The 18,686-nt window shown below is 44.2% G+C and carries 13 protein-coding genes; all 13 read left to right on the forward strand.

What is annotated here, in order from left to right:
• Positions 1-46 precede the first annotated feature (46 nt).
• The 13 genes from J3P37_RS02270 (at position 47) to J3P37_RS02330 (ending at position 18,680) form a co-directional block, all read left to right on the forward strand.
• Positions 47-730 (forward strand): DUF4397 domain-containing protein, encoded by a 684-nt coding sequence (locus J3P37_RS02270; protein ID WP_256009372.1) that lies wholly within the window; start codon positions 47-49, stop codon positions 728-730.
• Positions 731-761: 31 nt separating this feature from the next.
• Complete coding sequence (locus tag J3P37_RS02275) at positions 762-1,277, forward strand: hypothetical protein (RefSeq protein ID WP_256009373.1); 516 nt, start codon at positions 762-764, stop codon at positions 1,275-1,277.
• 123 nt (positions 1,278-1,400) lie between these two features.
• Positions 1,401-1,964, forward strand: coding sequence for an RNA polymerase sigma factor (locus J3P37_RS02280; protein ID WP_256009374.1), 564 nt, complete (start codon positions 1,401-1,403; stop codon positions 1,962-1,964).
• Positions 1,961-3,163: a hypothetical protein gene (locus tag J3P37_RS02285; RefSeq protein WP_256009375.1), complete on the forward strand. Its 1,203-nt coding sequence runs from the start codon at positions 1,961-1,963 to the stop codon at positions 3,161-3,163. The genes J3P37_RS02280 and J3P37_RS02285 overlap by 4 nt, the downstream gene beginning before the upstream one ends.
• Positions 3,164-3,284: 121 nt before the next feature.
• Positions 3,285-4,454: a hypothetical protein gene (locus J3P37_RS02290; RefSeq protein ID WP_256009376.1), complete on the forward strand. Its 1,170-nt coding sequence runs from the start codon at positions 3,285-3,287 to the stop codon at positions 4,452-4,454.
• Between the two features lie 143 nt (positions 4,455-4,597).
• Positions 4,598-5,818, forward strand: a complete 1,221-nt coding sequence (locus J3P37_RS02295; RefSeq protein WP_256009377.1) for a FecR family protein — start codon at positions 4,598-4,600, stop codon at positions 5,816-5,818.
• Positions 5,819-6,113: 295 nt separating this feature from the next.
• Positions 6,114-9,422, forward strand: a complete 3,309-nt coding sequence (locus J3P37_RS02300; RefSeq protein ID WP_256009378.1) for a TonB-dependent receptor — start codon at positions 6,114-6,116, stop codon at positions 9,420-9,422.
• A gap of 11 nt (positions 9,423-9,433) precedes the next feature.
• Entirely contained in the window at positions 9,434-11,128 is a 1,695-nt protein-coding gene (locus tag J3P37_RS02305) for a RagB/SusD family nutrient uptake outer membrane protein (RefSeq protein ID WP_256009379.1), read from the forward strand.
• Between the two features lie 17 nt (positions 11,129-11,145).
• On the forward strand, positions 11,146-11,508 hold the full coding sequence (locus tag J3P37_RS02310; RefSeq protein ID WP_256009380.1) for an SGBP N-terminal domain-containing protein: 363 nt from the start codon (positions 11,146-11,148) through the stop codon (positions 11,506-11,508).
• 225 nt (positions 11,509-11,733) lie between these two features.
• Entirely contained in the window at positions 11,734-14,847 is a 3,114-nt protein-coding gene (locus J3P37_RS02315; protein WP_256009381.1) for a glycoside hydrolase domain-containing protein, read from the forward strand.
• Positions 14,848-14,925: 78 nt separating this feature from the next.
• Positions 14,926-15,816, forward strand: coding sequence for a LamG domain-containing protein (locus J3P37_RS02320; protein ID WP_256009382.1), 891 nt, complete (start codon positions 14,926-14,928; stop codon positions 15,814-15,816).
• 106 nt (positions 15,817-15,922) lie between these two features.
• Complete coding sequence (locus J3P37_RS02325) at positions 15,923-16,774, forward strand: glycoside hydrolase family 16 protein (protein ID WP_256009383.1); 852 nt, start codon at positions 15,923-15,925, stop codon at positions 16,772-16,774.
• Positions 16,775-16,796: 22 nt separating this feature from the next.
• Positions 16,797-18,680, forward strand: coding sequence for a glycoside hydrolase family 35 protein (locus tag J3P37_RS02330; RefSeq protein WP_256009384.1), 1,884 nt, complete (start codon positions 16,797-16,799; stop codon positions 18,678-18,680).
• The last annotated feature ends 6 nt before the right edge of the window (positions 18,681-18,686 follow it).

The raw sequence follows: 18,686 nt of genomic DNA on the forward strand, positions 1-18,686 counted from the left end.
CATCGATAAACAGGTTAGCTAGCCATTTTTATTAAAACTGTAAACGATGAAACATGTAAAATTATTTGCGATAGCTATAATTACCTTACCCCTGGCTTTAAGTATTACAAGCTGTTTAAAGGATAAAGATACACCTGCTCCGAATGTATCAGGTCTTTCTTTTATCAATGCTTCCCCTGATGCTCCGTCTGTCAACTTATTCGTAGACCAGAACCGTGTAAATGATGATTTTTTTTCTTTCGGCGACCATATTGATTACCTGAACGCATACTCCGGAAACCGGAGCGTTTATGCCTATGAGGACAGCGAGGAAAAGGTTTCCGGCAAAATCAGCATGGAAGATGGGAAAATGTACTCACTCTTTCTGGCCGGCAAATGGGATGAAGCCGAATTTATCTTGCTGGAAGATGGCCTGACTAATCCGGAAGAAGGTAAAGTGCATCTGAGATTTCTCAATATGATCCCTGATGCTCCGGCATTTGATCTCGGCCTGAGCGAAGGATCTACCCTCATTTCCAACAAAATGTACAAGGAGAACGGTGATTTTATCAGCCTGGAAGGTGACAAGAAGTATAATTTTGTGATCAGGAATCATTCTGATAACCAGGACGTTGTAAGCCTTAATCCGGTGACCCTTGAAGCTGGACATATCTATACCATCTGGGCAAGTGGCTTGAAAGAGGGTAGTGGAGAAGTAGCACCGGGCGCTAAGATCATACGAAATTACTAATCATTAATAACTATTCTAAAAGTATCAAATTATGAAACGTACTATGATGATGGCAGTTGCTTCACTACTGCTTTGTTTCACAGCTTGTCAGAAGTCTGCCGGGGAAAACGGGTCAGAGGGCGGGCAATACATTACCAAAGATCCAAAAACAGGAGACGGTTTTGTTATGCTCACTGAGAAAAAGCTATTTAACGAAGTTAAACTTTCGGCGGGGGAAGATAGAGGGAAGGCCTTTGATATTGAGAAAATCTCCAGGGAAGGTAATATCCTTGTTGTGAAGGTTATTTATTCTGCTGCTTGCTCTGCTCCCTCTTTTGATGTTATATGGGACGGCAGAGTGATGATGACTTATCCTTACAAGGTCGATCTTGTCCTTAAAATGAACGCTGACAAGTGCAGTGAAGATCAGCAAAAACTTAGCAAAGAAATCAAAATTGATCTTAATGAATATGTAGGTGATTTCGCCTCAGACAAGGCAACGGTATTTTCAGTGATCAATGCCTCATCCAAGAAAGAAAAAAGTTATAATCCTTCCAGTAATTACTAACAGAATATTAATTATTTTATAATTCAATTTTGCCACCTGAGTTTCTGTCGTAAGGCAGAGGCTCGGGTTTAAAGGTTTTTAAAGGTGCGCGATAAGCTCCAATGGCTCTCTTAACTACGGAATGTGCAAATACATGAACCTGACCTGAAAGATATTATTGAAGGGTGCAAAAGAAAAAACTTCAGATCCGAAGAACTTTTATACAAAACTTTTTATGGTTATGTGTCTGGAGTGGCCTTCAGGTATATAAAAGAAAGAAATATGATGAAAGAACTGGTCAACGACTCATTCTTAAAGATCTTTCGAAAAATGGGCAGCTTTTCTTTTAGTGGCCCTGACGAAGAATTCCCCAGGGCATTTAAGGGCTGGGTCGGGAGGATCACGGCGAACACTGCTATTGACAAGATCAGGCTCAACAGAACTATGCTGTATATAGATGACATGTCTTCTGAAAGCCAAACAGAGATCGCTGTGGAGCCGGAGAATAACCTTTCCTTTAAAGACGTGATGACACTGCTTGATGTATTACCGCGCATTCAGCAATTGATCTTCAATATGCATGTTATTGAGGGATTTTCGCATGAAGAAATAGCTGTCAAGTTAAGTATCCCCCCCAATACCAGCCGGGTATATCTTAAAAGGGCGAAAAAGAAACTAGTTGCATTTTATCAGGCAGATCTACGATGAACAGGGAGCAAGAATTTCTCAAAAAAATAGAGCATGTCCTTCATTCTTATGAGGAGGAGTATCCTACCGGAGCATGGGAGGAGTTTTCGCGTGAGAAGAAGAACAGGAAACGGGCGTTATTGATATGGCGACTGGCGGGTGCTGCTGCGGTATTGTTAATTGCTTATGTTTCACTTGAAACTTTCATGATGGATGTGCCGCCTGATAGTATCGCGAAGAAAATCTTTTTCGAAAATGATAGCATCAGCGGTGGCGAATACCATAATAAATCAGTTCATGACTCTGCGAAAATTGCTTTAGAAAGTTTGCAACTTGAAAAATTGAAACCAGAGAAAGCTGGGGAGAATCGGGAGAATAAACTCATTACCAAAGAACTGAAAGAACGGTTTAGGGCCAAAGTATCAGGCTACGACAGTGCTAAAAATGATGACAGTAAGCTCTTAGTTCGGGATTTGAGGGAAGATGATCCTGATTCTGCTAATGTTACTCTGCCGCTGGCTGGAAACGCTATTGTCAGAAGCAAGGACGCAAAAAAAGTTGATATTCTGCCTTATGATAGCTTCATTGATAGCTTAGCCAGTCAACCAGATCCTGAACCGGCTCGCAAAAAAGAGCGGAAAAACCTGGTGTATTCTTTGGTACTATCACCTTCTTTGGGCAGTGAGAAACTAAATCTAGGTACAGGCCTGGAAGTCGCGTATAAAATCAGCGATAAGTTATCCTTAAGTGGTGGCTTACTATATTCATCTATGAATGCAAAAGGATCCGGCGACACTAATGCGCCGGGTGACAAAACACTGCAGAATGTGCAGTTTTCCGTGTCCGGTCTTGAGATACCCGTAGGCCTGCAATATCAGACGAAAGGTGGGTTTTACGCCTCAGCAAGTATTTCTGGTATGTCTGTGATCAGCAACCGGCTTGAATACAATTACCTCACACAAACCACACAAACGATTACCGTTGTGAGCGGCGGGGTGCCCAGGGAAATTATCAGGGTAGTGTCCCGGGAATCAACTGAAAAAAGTCGGGAAAAGATCATGGACCACATTGGTTTTTATAACTTTTCGTTAGGAACCAAAAAAGCATTCGGCAGCGATCATCTTAACATAGGACCCTTTATTAAAGTTCCGTTCGGTACTGTCTCGTCTGAGAGGATAAAACTTACACAAGGAGGATTCAGGCTGAGTCTGGATTTTTGATGCGTTTGTCGATGCAAATACTCATAAAATTTTTATTTCCTGTCACCCTTTATTCTTCTGTCGGGATTACTATACCAAAATGCTTTCAAAACTCTTAGGGCTTACTAACAAAACGTACAACATGAAAAGAAACTTTACTTATTTATTGGGGCTTTCACTGATGATAGGCCTGTCTGCTAAATCACAGACTTTTAGCGTAGATGGAAATTTCTCTGAATGGGAGAGTATTCCTTATGCTCATACCAATACCGTCGACAATAATACTGCAGGAAATCTTACTGCCTGTAAAACCTACGGTGATGCGACAAATCTTTATTTTTACTTTGAAGGTACGACAGCATTGACACTTCCAAAATTTGATCTGTACTTTAACACAGATAATAATGCTCAGACAGGTTGGAAGTCAGGGAACTTTCCTGACGGAACTACCGGTGCTGATCTGTATTTCGAAGGGAATACTATGGGAGGGGGCGCAGTTTTACGTCATTCCGGACTCAACCAGGGATGGGACTTTTCAGGAGGGGTAGTGGGTTACTTTAGTGAGTGCTTGCAGATGTCGAATGTGATTAGTTTAACCGGGAAAAAAGCTTTCGAGTTTTCTATTGAAAAGTCATTTCTTGGAGCTACAAGTAATACGGTAAGCTTTCAGTTTATTATTCCAGGCGATGGTACCCCGAATGGTTCTTCCATGCCGGAATACTGGAACCCGGCTGCAAAATATGTGCAGGTGCAGTTAACAGGCGCGACGCTTCCTGTAGAACTTATTTGGTTTAAAGCATCGGAAGCCGGACAGACGGTTAAACTGGACTGGGTAACTGCTTCCGAACAAAATAATTCTCATTTTGATATTTACCGTTCTGTTGAAGGATCAGCGTTTACCAAAGTAGCTACAATTACTGGAAGTCTGAATTCCAATGCCCCTAAGTCTTACAAATGGACAGACAGAAACCCATTGGCAGGAATAAGTTATTATAAATTAGTACAGGTTGACCTGGATGGTACATCTGAAGAAGTGGGGCTTGAAAGTGTGAACATAAAGTTGAAGAATACTGATTTCAGTGTTTATGCTGTGCAGGGAAATGCTATTGAACTATATGTTTATTCAGAACGAAATACCACTTCCCAATTTGTGCTAACCGATATTAGCGGAAGAATATTGATTAACAGTCCGCTGAACCTGGTGTCCGGTCAACAGATCATTAGATTTCCGTTGACAGTGAATACGGGTGTTAACGTAGCTACAATTACCACTCCGGTTGCAAGGATTTCCCGGAAAGTACTAATTCATTAAGCGAGTGCTCCATACATGGTCGTCAAGAGATGCCGAATCCTGAACTTGATTCAGGATTCGGCATGACGATCTTACGAATGAAATGTTTTAAAAAAATTATTTTTTTCTTTCACCCATTAAGACCCTCTGCGGATTATTATAGTATGGAATTTAATGAACAAGGTTTTCAAAAGGCTGAGCTGATTCTCAAATTTATGAGGAATGAGCTCAGTAAAGCGGAAGAGCAGGAACTCTTCAGCTGGCTGGAAGAGGACCAGGAGAATAAAGAATTTTTTGATAAGCTGATGAAGGAGCCTGGTTTGCAGGAGGAACTTGCTTTTTTTCAGTCGACCCGCCGTGACGAAGCATGGGATGAAATAACAAAGGAGCTTGAGCCGGTGGGGTATTGGGCAGAGCAGGATAGAAGTAATCACAGCAGTAATTATCGAAGTCTCTTAAGGTATGCCGCTGCGGCTTCGGTTCTGCTGATCCTGAGTTTTGGAGCATTCTTCCTGCTTAAGAAAGAAAAACAGCAGGAGGTGATTGCAGTGAAGAAACAAGAGATCAAGCCGGGAGGAAACAGAGCTATGCTTACCCTGGCCGATGGACGCCAGATCTCCCTGGACGATGCCGCAAACGGAGAACTGGCTAAGCTTGAAAATATCAGTATTGTTAAAACAGCCGGCGGACAGATCGTTTACCAGATAAAAGATAATAATAGCAATAATACTGATCCTTCCGGACCAATTGCCTATAATACCATCTCGACACCTCGCGGCGGACAATACAAGGTAATTCTTCCCGATGGATCCAGCGTGTTATTAAATGCGGTTTCTTCGCTGAAATATCCTACCAGCTTTAGTGCAAGTAAACAACGAAAGGTTGAGCTGACAGGCGAGGCATATTTCGAAGTGGCCAAAGATAAGGCACGTCCATTTATCGTCTCCTGCAACAATCAAACAGTTCAAGTATTGGGCACCCATTTTAATATCAACGGATATTCGGAAGAGGGCGTTACCAAAACGACCTTACTAGAGGGAGCTGTCAGGGTGAAATCATCCGGGGGAAGCGTAGATATCAGACCTGGTGAACAATCGCTTTTAGCAAGCAACGAAACATTAAGTGTTTCTGCGGTTGATACAGAAGAGGCAGTGGCCTGGGTGAATGGGAACTTTATGTTTAACAGCCAGGATCTTGGAAGTATTATGCGCAGCGTTTCGCGATGGTATGACACTGATGTTCAATATATCGACAATATAGCTTCCAGGAAGTTTACGGGAAGCATTTCAAGGTATGAGAATGTAACTGAAGTTCTTAATATGCTTGAATTAACCGGATTAGTACATTTTAAGGTAGACGGAAGGAGGATCCTTGTAATGAAGTAAAATGTACTCCCGTTGCTCCTTCTTAAGCAGATGCCAGAGAGAGACCGGAAAATGAAATAAACCGGAAGCGTGTTACACTTCCGGTTATAAATCCCCGACCGCCATCGGGAAGTTTCGTCCGGGTTCAGCTATACCAAAAATTGAATAAAATCCTTAGGAATAAACCCAAACATTCAAATGTATGAAATTTTATGCTCTTTACTCAGCAGAAAGAGGCTGTAAGTCCTGTTTGTTTCCTGTAACACAACTTCTTAGTTGTTTCAGGCTCTGCAAGGAAAGAAAAAGACAAGTTATAATGCGAATCAATCTCACGTTCATTGTACTGATAACAGCATTTTTACAGATCAGTGTAGCCGGATACGGGCAGCGGATCAGCCTTTCGGAAGAAAATGCCTCATTGGTGAAGGTGCTCCGGAAGATACAAAGCCAGTCGGGCTATAAGATCCTTTATGGAGATGAAGTAGTGTCGAATGCCAGACCTGTTAGTGTGAGGTTTCGTAATGCTACTATAAAAGAAGTTTTGGATAAATGCTTTGAAGGCCAGGCTTTAAGCTATACCATCAAAGAGAAAACGATTATTGTTCAGCCGCGGGTCAAAGCTGCGGGAACCCTAAGATCAGAGCTGCCGCCGCCCGTCATCGTAAAGGGAACAGTAACGGACGCTAAAGGCCTGCCTCTGCCTGGGGTAAGCGTTAAGGTAAAAGGTACAAATCAATCCGTCAGCACGGCATCCGATGGTAACTTTACGCTATCTGCTCCCGCTGATAATGCCATACTGGTTTTTACCTATATTGGCTTTATCACGAAAGAAGTGCCTCTCTCTCAGGGATTGACATTGAATGTAACCCTCGAGGAAGAATTGAAAGCCTTGAGCGAAGTGGTAGTGGTAGGCTACGGTACGCAAAGGAAATCGAGCCTGACGGCTGCTGTCTCCACGGTGAAGATGGAAGATATCCGGAATACTCCAAGGCCTGATGTGCTTCAGTCGCTTGCGGGCAGGGTACCGGGTTTAACTGTGCATGAAACCAACGGTGAGCCGGGTTCAGCACCCGAAGTGCTTGTAAGGGGTGTAGCGACAATTCCAGGTGATAATACCAGTCCCGCCGGTCCCCTGGTACTGATCGACGGAAGTCCGAGTACCGGCCTCTCCAATCTGGCGCCCGGCGATATTGAAAGTATCTCGGTGTTAAAAGATGCTGCTGCTGCCGCAATTTATGGTGCGCGCGCTGCTAATGGCGTTTTGCTGGTCACCACTAAAAAGGGCGGCCAAATGGATAAAGCAGTGATTGAATTTAATACGTACACCGGTATTCAGTCGCCTACCCGTTTCCCGGGTACAGTAAGCTCTTATGAATATGCTACCATGATAAACGAGGCGCTTACCAATGAGGGTAAAGCACCGGTCTATTCAGAGAACGATCTCAGATCTTTTCAGGCTGGGACTGATCCTGTTATGCATCCGAATACCAACTGGCTCGAGGCGGTTACCCAGAAACATGTTCCCATCGTGAACAATTACCTGAGCGCCAGCGGGAACAGTAAGATTGGACGTTATTTCCTTTCGGGAGAATATATGTACCAGAAAGGTTCAGTGAAACATATCGACCATTACAACCGGGTAAATCTTCGGGCCAATGTTACCAGCAAGCTGAGCGAAAAACTGCAGCTCCAGGTATTAACTTCCTATCAGCATACTAAACGGGATGCAGCCGGCACAATGGCTATATTCAGTAATGTTCTCCGCAACTCTCCCGCTGCAGCTATTCGCTATCCAAACGGATACTATGCGGGAACGATGTTTGCCAATGGAAACTATCTATGGAGAGTAGGTAACCAGGTGCAGGTAATTGAAAACTATGGGCCTGTCGATAACCGGGCATCAAATTATTCTGTGAACGGAAGCCTCGAGTACAAGCCCATCAAAGACCTTACCCTTAAATTAATGGGTGTTTACCAGGCCGGTACTGGCGATTCGAGTTCCTACCAGCAGCAGTTTGAGACCTACGATTTTTTTGAACGTACTGTAGAGCTTGGCCGTAACGGCCTTAAACAGAGATGGGGAAAATCCAACAAATACGACATTCAGGCGACAGCCACCTATGAAAAGAAGTTCGGTAATCACTATCTCAACCTGCTGGGTGGGTATTCTCAGGAGTCTTTTAAACAGAGTTGGATACGGGGCGAAAGACAGGACTTCATTAATGATGAATTATTTGAATTAAACGCTGGCGATGCCGCCACACAGATCAACTGGGGGAGTTCGGCACACTGGGCATTTATGTCGGGCTTCGGTCGTTTAAGCTATAACTTCAAAGAACGCTATCTGTTCGAGTTTACCGGACGTTACGATGGATCTTCCAGGCTTTCTAAGGGCAATCGCTGGGATTTTTTCCCTTCTGTTTCCGCGGGTTGGAACATACAGAAGGAGAGTTTTATGCAGAACGTGAAATGGCTTGACCTGCTCAAACTTCGCTTTTCTGTCGGTCAGTTGGGTAATGCGGAGAAGCTTGGTCTTTATGAGCCGTATCCAAGATTATCAGTGGGGCCTCATTACACGTTCGACGATACTCAGGTGGTGGGAGTACGATATGGTAATCCAGCCAACCCCGACTTAACCTGGGAAACAACTACTACTTATAACCTGGGTCTTGATGGAAGTATCAGGAACGGATTACTGGGTTTTGAAGCAGATATCTGGGAAAAACATACCGACGATATCTTGCTCACTGTTCCGGTTTCTACAATAATAGGTTTACCAACTGCTCAGATGACAACTAATGCAGGCAAAGTGGCCAGTCATGGTTTCGATCTCGTGCTTTCGCATAATAACCGGATAAATGAAGATCTGCGGTATAACGCTTCCTTTACCATTTCTGGATGGAGAAGCTGGGTGGTTGATCTCAAGGATAAAGCTACTCCTTTTGGGGAATACCGGCCTAACGGCGATTTGGGTGATTATCATGGCTATCAGGCAACAGGTATTATCAATTCGCCAGAACAGCTGATCAATTATCGAAATCTTGAAGGTGTACCTCCTCAAATAGGCTTAGGTGACCTGATGTATAAGGATCAGAACGGAGACGGAAAGATTGATTACATGGACCAGGTTAAGATTGGGAACAGGTATGTCAAAACCCAGTACGGGATCAATTTAGGCATGCAATATAAAGCTTTCGATCTGGCAGTGTTTGTTCAGGGTGCTTTCAATACCGAGAGGATCATGACGGATTATGTGAAGAATTATATCATGAATTATAATTCACCCCTGGAGATCCACCTGGATCGCTGGACGCCCGCAAACCAAAATGCGGGAGCTGCCTATCCAAGGTCGCTGATGAATTATGGTCATAACCGCGAAAACTCCAGCTGGTGGATAAAATCGGGTGAATATGTGCGTTTGAAGAACGTGCAGTTGGGATACAACCTACCAGCCAAAGCGGTCAGTTCCTTGAAAATTCAAAGTTTACGTGCTTATGTAGCAGCCTCCAACTTGTTTACGTATGCACCGAACTATGTAGATGGATTTGATCCGGAGCGTGATATGATCGATTGGTGGTATCCGAACTTTAGGGTGGTTTCTTTAGGACTTAACTTGAGATTTTAATTTGATACGTTATGAAAAAGATTAGTGCACTTTATATATTCTTAGTAACCTTAATTCTTACTTCGGTATCGTGTAAGGATTTCCTGGACACTCCGCCCTTGTCGGAACTTTCTGAAAGCTCTTTCTATAAGTCGCCTGGTGATGCTGCTTATGCCGTGAACGGGATGTATGATGCTTTCTTCGAACTTGAAGGCGGAGATTCTCCCGCACCCTATATGGACATCTTGACCGATCTCCTTTTTCTCCGGAATTCATGGGAAGTGGGCTTTTTTCCCGCGACCAATGGCTCGCTTACTACAGACAACTGGTGGACCAGGGACAGGATGTGGAATAATAAGTATATCTACATACGAAACGCGAATATTTTATTTGAGAATATCGATAAATTTCGCGGACAGATCCCTGATACTGAGCTGAATAACTATAAGGGGCAGGCCAGGGCGATACGCGCCTTTTTATATACCCGCTTGCTGCAGATCTTTAGTGATGCTCCTTTGATCACTAAACCGCTTGCAGTGAACGAATTACCTAAAGAGAGCCCGGCAAACGACATCATCAATTTCATCATGTCTGAACTGGACCAGGCGGTCATCGAGCTGCCAGCCGAGCCTTCCGATGCTAAACATGGCCGCCTAACCAAATATGCCGCGTATGTGTTAAAAGCCAGGGCAGCAATGTATGTTGCGGGTTTTTATAACCGGCCGGAATATTACCAGGTGGCGGCGGATGCCCTGGAGGAAGTAGTTAACTCCGGAAAGTTTGATCTTTTCCAGAAATACATGGATCCTAACCGGGATTTCGGAATGCTTTTCAGGGAGGAGAACGAAGGCAGCGAAAATAAAGAGATCCTGTTATCGCTGCAGTTTGTAGGGACGATAGCAGGCCAGCGCAATAACATCAGTACGGTATTTGCAGGAAATGGATGGAAAGGTATCCAGGCACACCAGAACTATATCGATATGTTTGAATGCAAGCATGGATGGCAGGCTCATGGTATCAGCTTTGCCGAAATGAACAAATACCGGGATACAAAAGCGCTTCCAAGTCCGCTGGCAGGCAAATGCCCCGACTATAATCCACAAAATGAGTTCGGTAACCGCGATCCGCGTTTAAACCAAACCTTCTTTAACCCTAACATAAAAGGATCCGGGGGGGCGATCACTAAGAGTGGAGAATTCTGGGCAGAAGCTGATAGAACATTTTGGGTGGACCAGGATAATGACGCTTACTTTTTTAAAAAGATGGTGGAGCCCTCCTTATTCACTCCAGTTTATGAGCCCTGGAACGGTGGTAACAATTACCCCCTGATCCGTTATGCCGACGTGTTGCTGCTTTATGCAGAAGCCTTAAATGAGATCAACCGGACAGCAGACGCTCTGCCTTATGTTAACGATGTAAGACAAAGGGCTGGAATGCCCCAGGTCAATACAGCAGATAAGAATGTATTGCTTGAGATCATCAAACATGAGCGGAAGATCGAACTGATCGCCGAGCAAGTGTTGTATTACGATTATAAACGCTGGAGAGATCTGGAAGAAACCATGCCTTATGGAGCCGTTTTTTACGGATTTAGAAGAGAGCCTTTTGGGCAAGTCTCCAGGCCTATGGAAACCAAATACCTTGTTTATCCCCGCTATTACAATTGGGCGATACCAACGAATGAAATACGAAATAACCCGAATTTAACCCCAAGTCCTAACTGGTAATTTTAAAAGCATACAAAATGAAGAATATACTTTTGCTGATTTTATGTGCTGTACTGGCTTACAGCTGTTCAAAGGATGAGGAGATCTATCCAGCTACAAAAAGCCCTCTTGCAAATTTTCAAACATTCCGGCTGGTGTCGGAAACAGGCGTAAATGCTGCGGCTAATGTAAGTATAGACACCATAAAAAGGACCGTTACTATCACGCCGGTGTCAGGGGTTTCATTAAATCGCTTATTTCCCACAGCTACTATTTCCGAAGGGGCTATCGTGCAGCCGGCTCTGGGAGTGTATAACGACTTTAGTAAGCCCGTGGAGTATACGGTTGTTGCCGGTAACCGGCAGGTCCGGAAGGTCTGGACGGTTACGGTGGCTCAGTAAGCTTCGTGTTCTTTACCTCTTTCCGCCGAGGCCGGGAAGAGGTAATTCATTGGTTTAGTTATGATTTCGAAAATAACCGGAGTGATTTTCTGCCGGTACAGAATTTTTATGCCCAAAACATTGTTACTGTTGCTTCTTATCTGGGGTTTTCAACAGCCTGCTCTCGCGCAGTTGAATAGAGGCTCCCTGTCCGCTAGAGTTCCGAAGGGCTCTACGGATTCAGAAATGAACTATAGGGTATGCTCAAACGTCGATTTTTTCGTCATCCTGAACTTGTTTCAGGATCTCTTGCCTGAGAAAGTGCATCATACACTATTCAAAAGGTGTCGAAATGAATTCGGCATGACGACCTCAAGCTTATCGGACACCCTCGAAAACAAACTATCCTCGATACTCAATGGCAACAGCCAGTATGAACCTGTCATTGCGGACGGAATATCCCATACACTTGCAAACACAAGCTGGGATGTAAACAACCGCGGTAATCACAGGGCATTAATATCCATATCAAAAACCCGGCATAATGCAGTACGCGTAAAGCTACCTTGGCGAAGACCTGATCCTAACCCTGAAATAAAGCGGATCATCGTCGTGGATGCCACAACCCGTCAGGAAGTAAAGAACATTTACATCGAAAATATTTCTTCAGAAGAAGGAGCGCTGGCCTTTCAACCCACCACAGTACCCGGAAACTATGAAATTTATTACCTCCCTTATATTTTCCGGAAAAACTCGGATGATGCCCGTTACGGTGCTCCCTGGAATGACTATTTGAGCCCAGAGTATCATGCAGATGAAGCATGGCTTAAGTCCGCGAAGGTTCAGTTTCTGACACTCCCGGAAGCAAAGGTTTTAAGATTTGAAGCCCGCAAGCAGGAAGATCTCTTCACGTCTATGGGCTTAATTGCTACGAGGGTTGAAGAAGATAAACTCAGAGCTGCAGCTTCAGGAGATTTTATGCTTTTTCCCGAGGATCGAGCATTTCCCATCCGCCTGGCTGACCGCCTTCCGTTTCACTGGATCAAAAATCGAAAGTCTGACTTGTCGTTTAGCGGACAGGCTTTGAAGAACGAATATTATACGTTCCAGGTAGGGGTATTTGCTCATAAAAAGGGATTGAAAAAGGTCAGGATAAGTTTTTCTGACCTGGCTCTGCAAGGCACTCAGATAACAATTGCACGAGACAGCATAACCTGCTTCAACCAGGAAGGCACCGGCTGGGATGGAGATCCGCTCAGTTTTAAAATTGATGTGCCGGAAGGTAAAGTGCAGGCCTTATGGATTGGTGTGTCTGTTCCAGCAAATGCCGCGCCGGGAATTTATGAAGGATGGGCGATAGTAAAGACAGAGCATGCTGAGGAACAAAAGATCAGAGTGCGGTTGAACGTTATTGATCAGTTTATAACAGACAGGGGAGACGGTGAACTTTGGCGCCATTCAAGGTTGAGATGGTTAAACTCAACCCTTGGGTTAAAGGAAGAGCCGGTTGCCCCTTATCTGCCCTTGAAAAGGGAAGGAAACAAGCTTTTAGCAAGTGGAAAGCAGTTAATGCTTAACGAATTCGGCCTACCGGCGCAGATCCTTAACCATTCGACTGCCTTGCTTTCGGCGCCTTTAAGTCTTACTGTTAAGACAAAGGAAAATTTCATAAAGTTGCAAGCGGGAAAGATCGGTTTTACTGAAACAGCGGGAAAGATCAGCTGGACTACTGTTTGGACTGCAAACGATTTAAGGGTGCTTGTTAAAGCAACGATGACCACTGAAGGGTCGGTGGCTTATTCTTTCAACCTGGATGCAGCAAAGCAGATCAGCCTTTCGGATATCCAGCTTGCACTACGTTTCCAGGAAAAGGATGTTCCCTTACTCATGGGCATAGGACAGGAAGGAGGGAAGCTTCCGGCTCTCCCATATACCTGGAACTGGAAAGGCCCCTACGATAGCTTTTGGGCTGGCAATACACATGCAGGCCTGCATCTAGAATTTCAGAAAGGAAGCTATCATGGTCCGCTGCTGAATGATTATAAACCTGAACCTCCTTTGGCCTGGGCTAATAATGGACGGGGAAAAGTTTCTATAGGCGAAGAGAGCAGGGGAAATATCCTGTTTGCTGCATCTACCGGCGAGCATGTCCTTATGCCTGGCCGGTCATTGGAATTCGGATTTAAACTGCTGATCACCCCCGTAAAAGACCTTGATACTCGAAAGCATTTTTCGGAACGTTATTACCAGGGTAACCCACTAACCGTAGAAAGGACTGCAGTCGCGGACGGTGCCAACGTCATTAACATTCATCATAACACTACCCTAAACCCTTATATCAATTATCCCTTCATTGAGAGGGATAACCTAGTTGCCTACATCGACAAACAGCACCAGGAGGGGAGAAGGGTTAAACTGTATTATACCATAAGGGAACTGACTAACTACGCTCCTGAGATTTACGCTTTAAAAAGCTTGGGAAATGAAATTTTCCCTGCAGGGTCCGGGCAGGGATCACCCTGGTTATGGGAGCATTTAAATACCGGGTATAAAGCAGCATGGTATGCGCCTTTTCCTGATCAGACCGCAGACGCGTCTATTGTAACAAATGGCTTTTCCAGGTGGATCAATTATTATATCGAAGGCCTGAGATGGATGCTTGAAACCTACAAAATAGATGGCCTGTACCTGGATGATGTGGCTTACGACCGGGAAGTGATCGCACGGTTGCGAAGGGTTTTGATCCGTCATAATCCAAATGCCCTGCTTGATCTGCATTCCAATAATAATTATTCAGTAGGGCCGGCTAATCAATATACTGCATTCTTCCCATATATAGACAGACTTTGGTTTGGCGAGTTCTTTAAGTATAACAAAATGACGCCGGAACAATGGCTGGTGCAGGTTTCTGGAATTCCGTTCGGACTGATGGGCGAAATGTTGGAAGGTGGAGGAAATAAATGGCTGGGTATGGTTTTCGGGATGTCTGTTCGGCATTCCTGGGGATCGGAATCTCCTGCCCCTGTATGGAAGTACTGGAAAGACTTTGATATTTCCAGTGCAAAGATGTATGGGTACTGGGATAACGATATACCGGTTAGCAGCAATAATGATAAGGTAAAGATCACGGTGTATGAGCATAAGGATAAGCTCCTGCTGGCTGTCGGAAATTTTAGTGATTCTGTGCAATATGTGACGCCTGCTTTCAGGCATACGGCAGGTTCTAAGCAAGTTCAAGGATTTAAGATCGAAGCCAAGGAAATCGAGGGCTTTCAAAAGAAGACTGTCTTTCCTGCTGGAAAACCCATTGCAGTGGAACCAAGGAAGGGCTGGCTGCTGGAAGTATCCCGCTTTAAATAAAATTGAATAAATACAGATCGAATTAAGTTTAAGCCGCTATATAAACAAAGGAGTAAAAACTAACATCAATTCTGAATTATGAAAAATTTAAGCAAACTACCAATTTTGTTAATTGCATTAACCGTAGGCATTGTAAGTTCTTGCACAAAGGAATCGTCGACAAATGCCCTGGAAGCAGATCGAAATCCTGTAAAAAATGTCAATAAAGTTTCTTCACTTCCATCAGGAGTTAACTGGGTGCTTGACGCCGCAAAAAGCGACGAGTTTAACACCTTTGATAGTAATAAATGGAGTGCAGCACCGCTCTGGTATGATGGGGGTGTCACTGGCCCTTATTTTGCTTTTAAAACCGCGAATGCGGAAGTAAACGGAGGGTTTGCCCGCCTTAAAGCCAAGCAAGAACCTCATAATAATACGAGTAACTCTCATTTTTTTCGTGAATATACTGCGGGTTGTCTGAAATCAAAGTTTGAAATTGGAGCGAACACTTATACCGAAGTTAGAGCTAAGATGATCTGGAGACAGTACAATGTATGTGCTGCGATCTGGTTAGGAGATCAGCCTACCTTAGCTAAGAATCCCAATGTAGAAATAGACCTTCAGGAAACCAAATGGCCAATAGACCACAGCAAAAGAGTATTTAGCGGCTTGCTTGAATGGCCAATGCCCTATATCAAGGACACAAGCGGTAATATCCATAGAGGGACTGCTCACTATGATCTGCTGTCTGGTTCTGTGGACGGCAGCTTCCATACGTATGGAGTTGAGCGTCGCAACGGACGAGTTCGTCTTTATATTAATGGGCATATGTACCATGACTGGGATGCTTCAGTACAACCGTCCTTTGTTACTCAACTAAGACCGCTAATTCTGAGCATCGAAGGGCATGCTCCCGGAGCACCTGTTATACCAGTCAACTCCGCAGCTGAGTTTACCATCGATTATGTAAGAGTGTATAACGCACAATAACAAATAAAGCTACGCGGCTTAAAATAATTGGCATTACTGGAATACAGATCACGATCTGTATTCCTTTGCCTCAATAGAATGAAAACTAAAGATTAAACTGTAGTATATGAGAAAGACAAATCTCCTGGCCTCCATGTTATTAATTGTAACAGGCCTCTATTCGTGTAAAGAAGAAGACAGTTCTTCTATGACATTTGAAAAGAACTTTCCGACCGAATCTATCACTCCCCCGGGGGTAGAGTGGGTGCTCGATGCAGCAAAGAGCGATGAGTTCGACAGTTTTGACAGCAATAAATGGACTGCTGCTCCTTTATGGTATTATGGAGGGGTGTCGGGAGCCTTACCCACAGGATTTGTTTATCGCCCTGAAAACACGGAAGTACGCGATGGTCTTGCACGCCTTTGGGCTAAGAAAGAGGATTATGCCAATAGACCTGACGAACCACGCCATTATACCGCTGGCTGCCTGAAATCCAAATTCGAGGTAGGTGGTAATACCTATATCGAGATAAGAGCTAAAATGATCAAAGCTCCTGCAAATGTTTGTGCAGCAATCTGGCTGGGTGATGATCCAGTGCTGGAAAAAAATCCCAATATTGAAATTGACCTGCAGGAAACCAAATGGGCCAGGACTAAACCCCATCTCTTATTTACCAGTCTTCTTACCTGGCCTAAACCAGGTAATCTCAATACGGAGGCGATTTCTACATCGTACTATTCTTCCTGGGATCTAGATGAGGACTTCCACTTGTATGGTGTGGAGCGCCGGGGCACAAAACTCAGGTTTTATTTTGATGGCGTAATGTACCGCGAATCGGATGTTTCAGCCACACCTGCTTATGTAACGCAGCTACGCCCGGTCATTTTAAGTATCGAAGGACATGCCGGACAGCCAGGGGATGCTGATCTGCCTGCAGACTTTCAAATTGACTGGGTACATGTTTATAATGTGAAGTAAAATAAAAAAGAAACAAACTTAGATGATGATGAAAAGAATAATGTTTGCGGTACTGGGATTAGTGCTGTTTTCAGGACTAACTGCAGAATTAAAAGCCCAGCAGGCTAAACAGCTACTGGGTGTTAAACACACTTTCGCATTAGGCGACTCTACATTTCTACTCGATGGAAAGCCCTTACAAATGATTTCGGGGGAGATGCATTGCGCGCGCATCCCACGGGAGTATTGGCGCGACCGAATGAAAGCGGCAAAGGCGATGGGATTGAACACGATCGGTACCTATGTGTTCTGGAATGCGCATGAACCTGTGCAGGGTAAATATGATTTCAGCGGCAATAATGACATTGCTGAATTTGTAAGGATTGCTGGCGAAGAAGGTTTGTGGGTAGTAATGCGTCCAAGTCCTTATGTATGTGCCGAATGGGAATTTGGCGGCTATCCCTGGTGGCTCCTGAAAGACAAAACGTTGAAGGTGCGTAGCAGGGACCCTAAGTTCCTGGATGCTTACAAGAAATATATTAACGAGCTGGCTAAGGAGCTGAAGCCTCTTCAGGTAACCCAGGGCGGCAATATACTGATGATCCAGATTGAAAATGAGTACGGCTCATACAGTAATGATAAAGTATATATGGACATCAACCGTAAGCTGTTCAGGGAAGCCGGTTTTGATGGTGTATTGTTTACTTGTGATGGAGCCCCGCAAATGCCGGCCGGTTATCTTCCGGGATATCTGCCAGCAGTAAATGGCCTGGATAATGTGGCCGAGGTAAAGGAGCTGATCAAAAGACATCATAATGATAAAGGACCGTTCTATATAGCTGAGTGGTATCCCGGTTGGTTCGACAGCTGGGGCGGCAATAAACACCATGTGGTTTCGGCGCTGGAAAAAGCTAAAAAGCTAGACGAGGTGCTCGCAGCCGGGATATCTATAAATATGTATATGTTCCATGGCGGCACGACAAGAGACTTTATGAACGGAGCTAATTTTGATGATAAGCAGCCCTACTTGCCCCAAACTTCGAGTTACGACTATGATGCTCCCCTCGATGAGGCGGGTAATCCCACAGAAAAATTCAGGATCTTCCGGGAAGTGATTCAAAAACACCTTCCTGCAGGAACGGAATTGCCTGCTGTCCCGGCAAAGCGTAAAACTATTGCAATAAACAACATCGCTTTAAATAGCTACAGTCCATTATTTGGAAATATTGGCAAGCCTGTAAAAAATGATCTTCCCTTAAGTTTCGAAGACCTTGACCAGGCTTATGGTATAGTGATGTATCGTACCAAATTAGGAAAGAACCCCTCTGGCTTGCTAAAGGTCAAACAATTGAGGGATTACGCTACCGTCTATGTGAACGGGAAACGTATAGGTGTTTTAGACAGGCGCTTAAAACTTGATTCTTTAAACCTTTCTGAAATCCCCTCTGATGCTGTTCTGGATATCATGGTAGAAAACAACGGAAGAGTTAATTATGGCCCTTATTTAACGGATAACAGGCATGGAATTACTGAATATGTGAGTTTAGATGGCGTAGAGCTCAAGGGCTGGGAAATGTTCAAATTCCCCTTTACTGATCTTAAAGATTTTAAATTTTCTTCAAAAAGCCCTGCTAATGCTCCTGCTTTTTACAAAGGAACATTCAACCTGAACGAAACGGGCGATACTTATCTAGACATGCGTGCTTTCGGAAAAGGCTTTGTCTTTTTAAACGGCCATAACCTGGGTAAATATTGGGAGATCGGTCCTACACAAACCACCTATATTCCCGCCTGCTGGCTTAATAAGGGAAAGAACGAATTGGTTGTTTTTGATCAGCTAAGGAGCGGTCATAAAAACATTTCAACCCTTAATGGACCAATCTTAGATCAACCCAGGGTAGCTGCATCAATCAAGTCGGAAAATTAAAAGAAT

The sequence above is a fragment of the Desertivirga xinjiangensis genome (assembly GCF_024436435.1).
In the GTDB taxonomy this organism is placed as follows: Bacteria; Bacteroidota; Bacteroidia; order Sphingobacteriales; family Sphingobacteriaceae; genus Desertivirga; species Desertivirga xinjiangensis.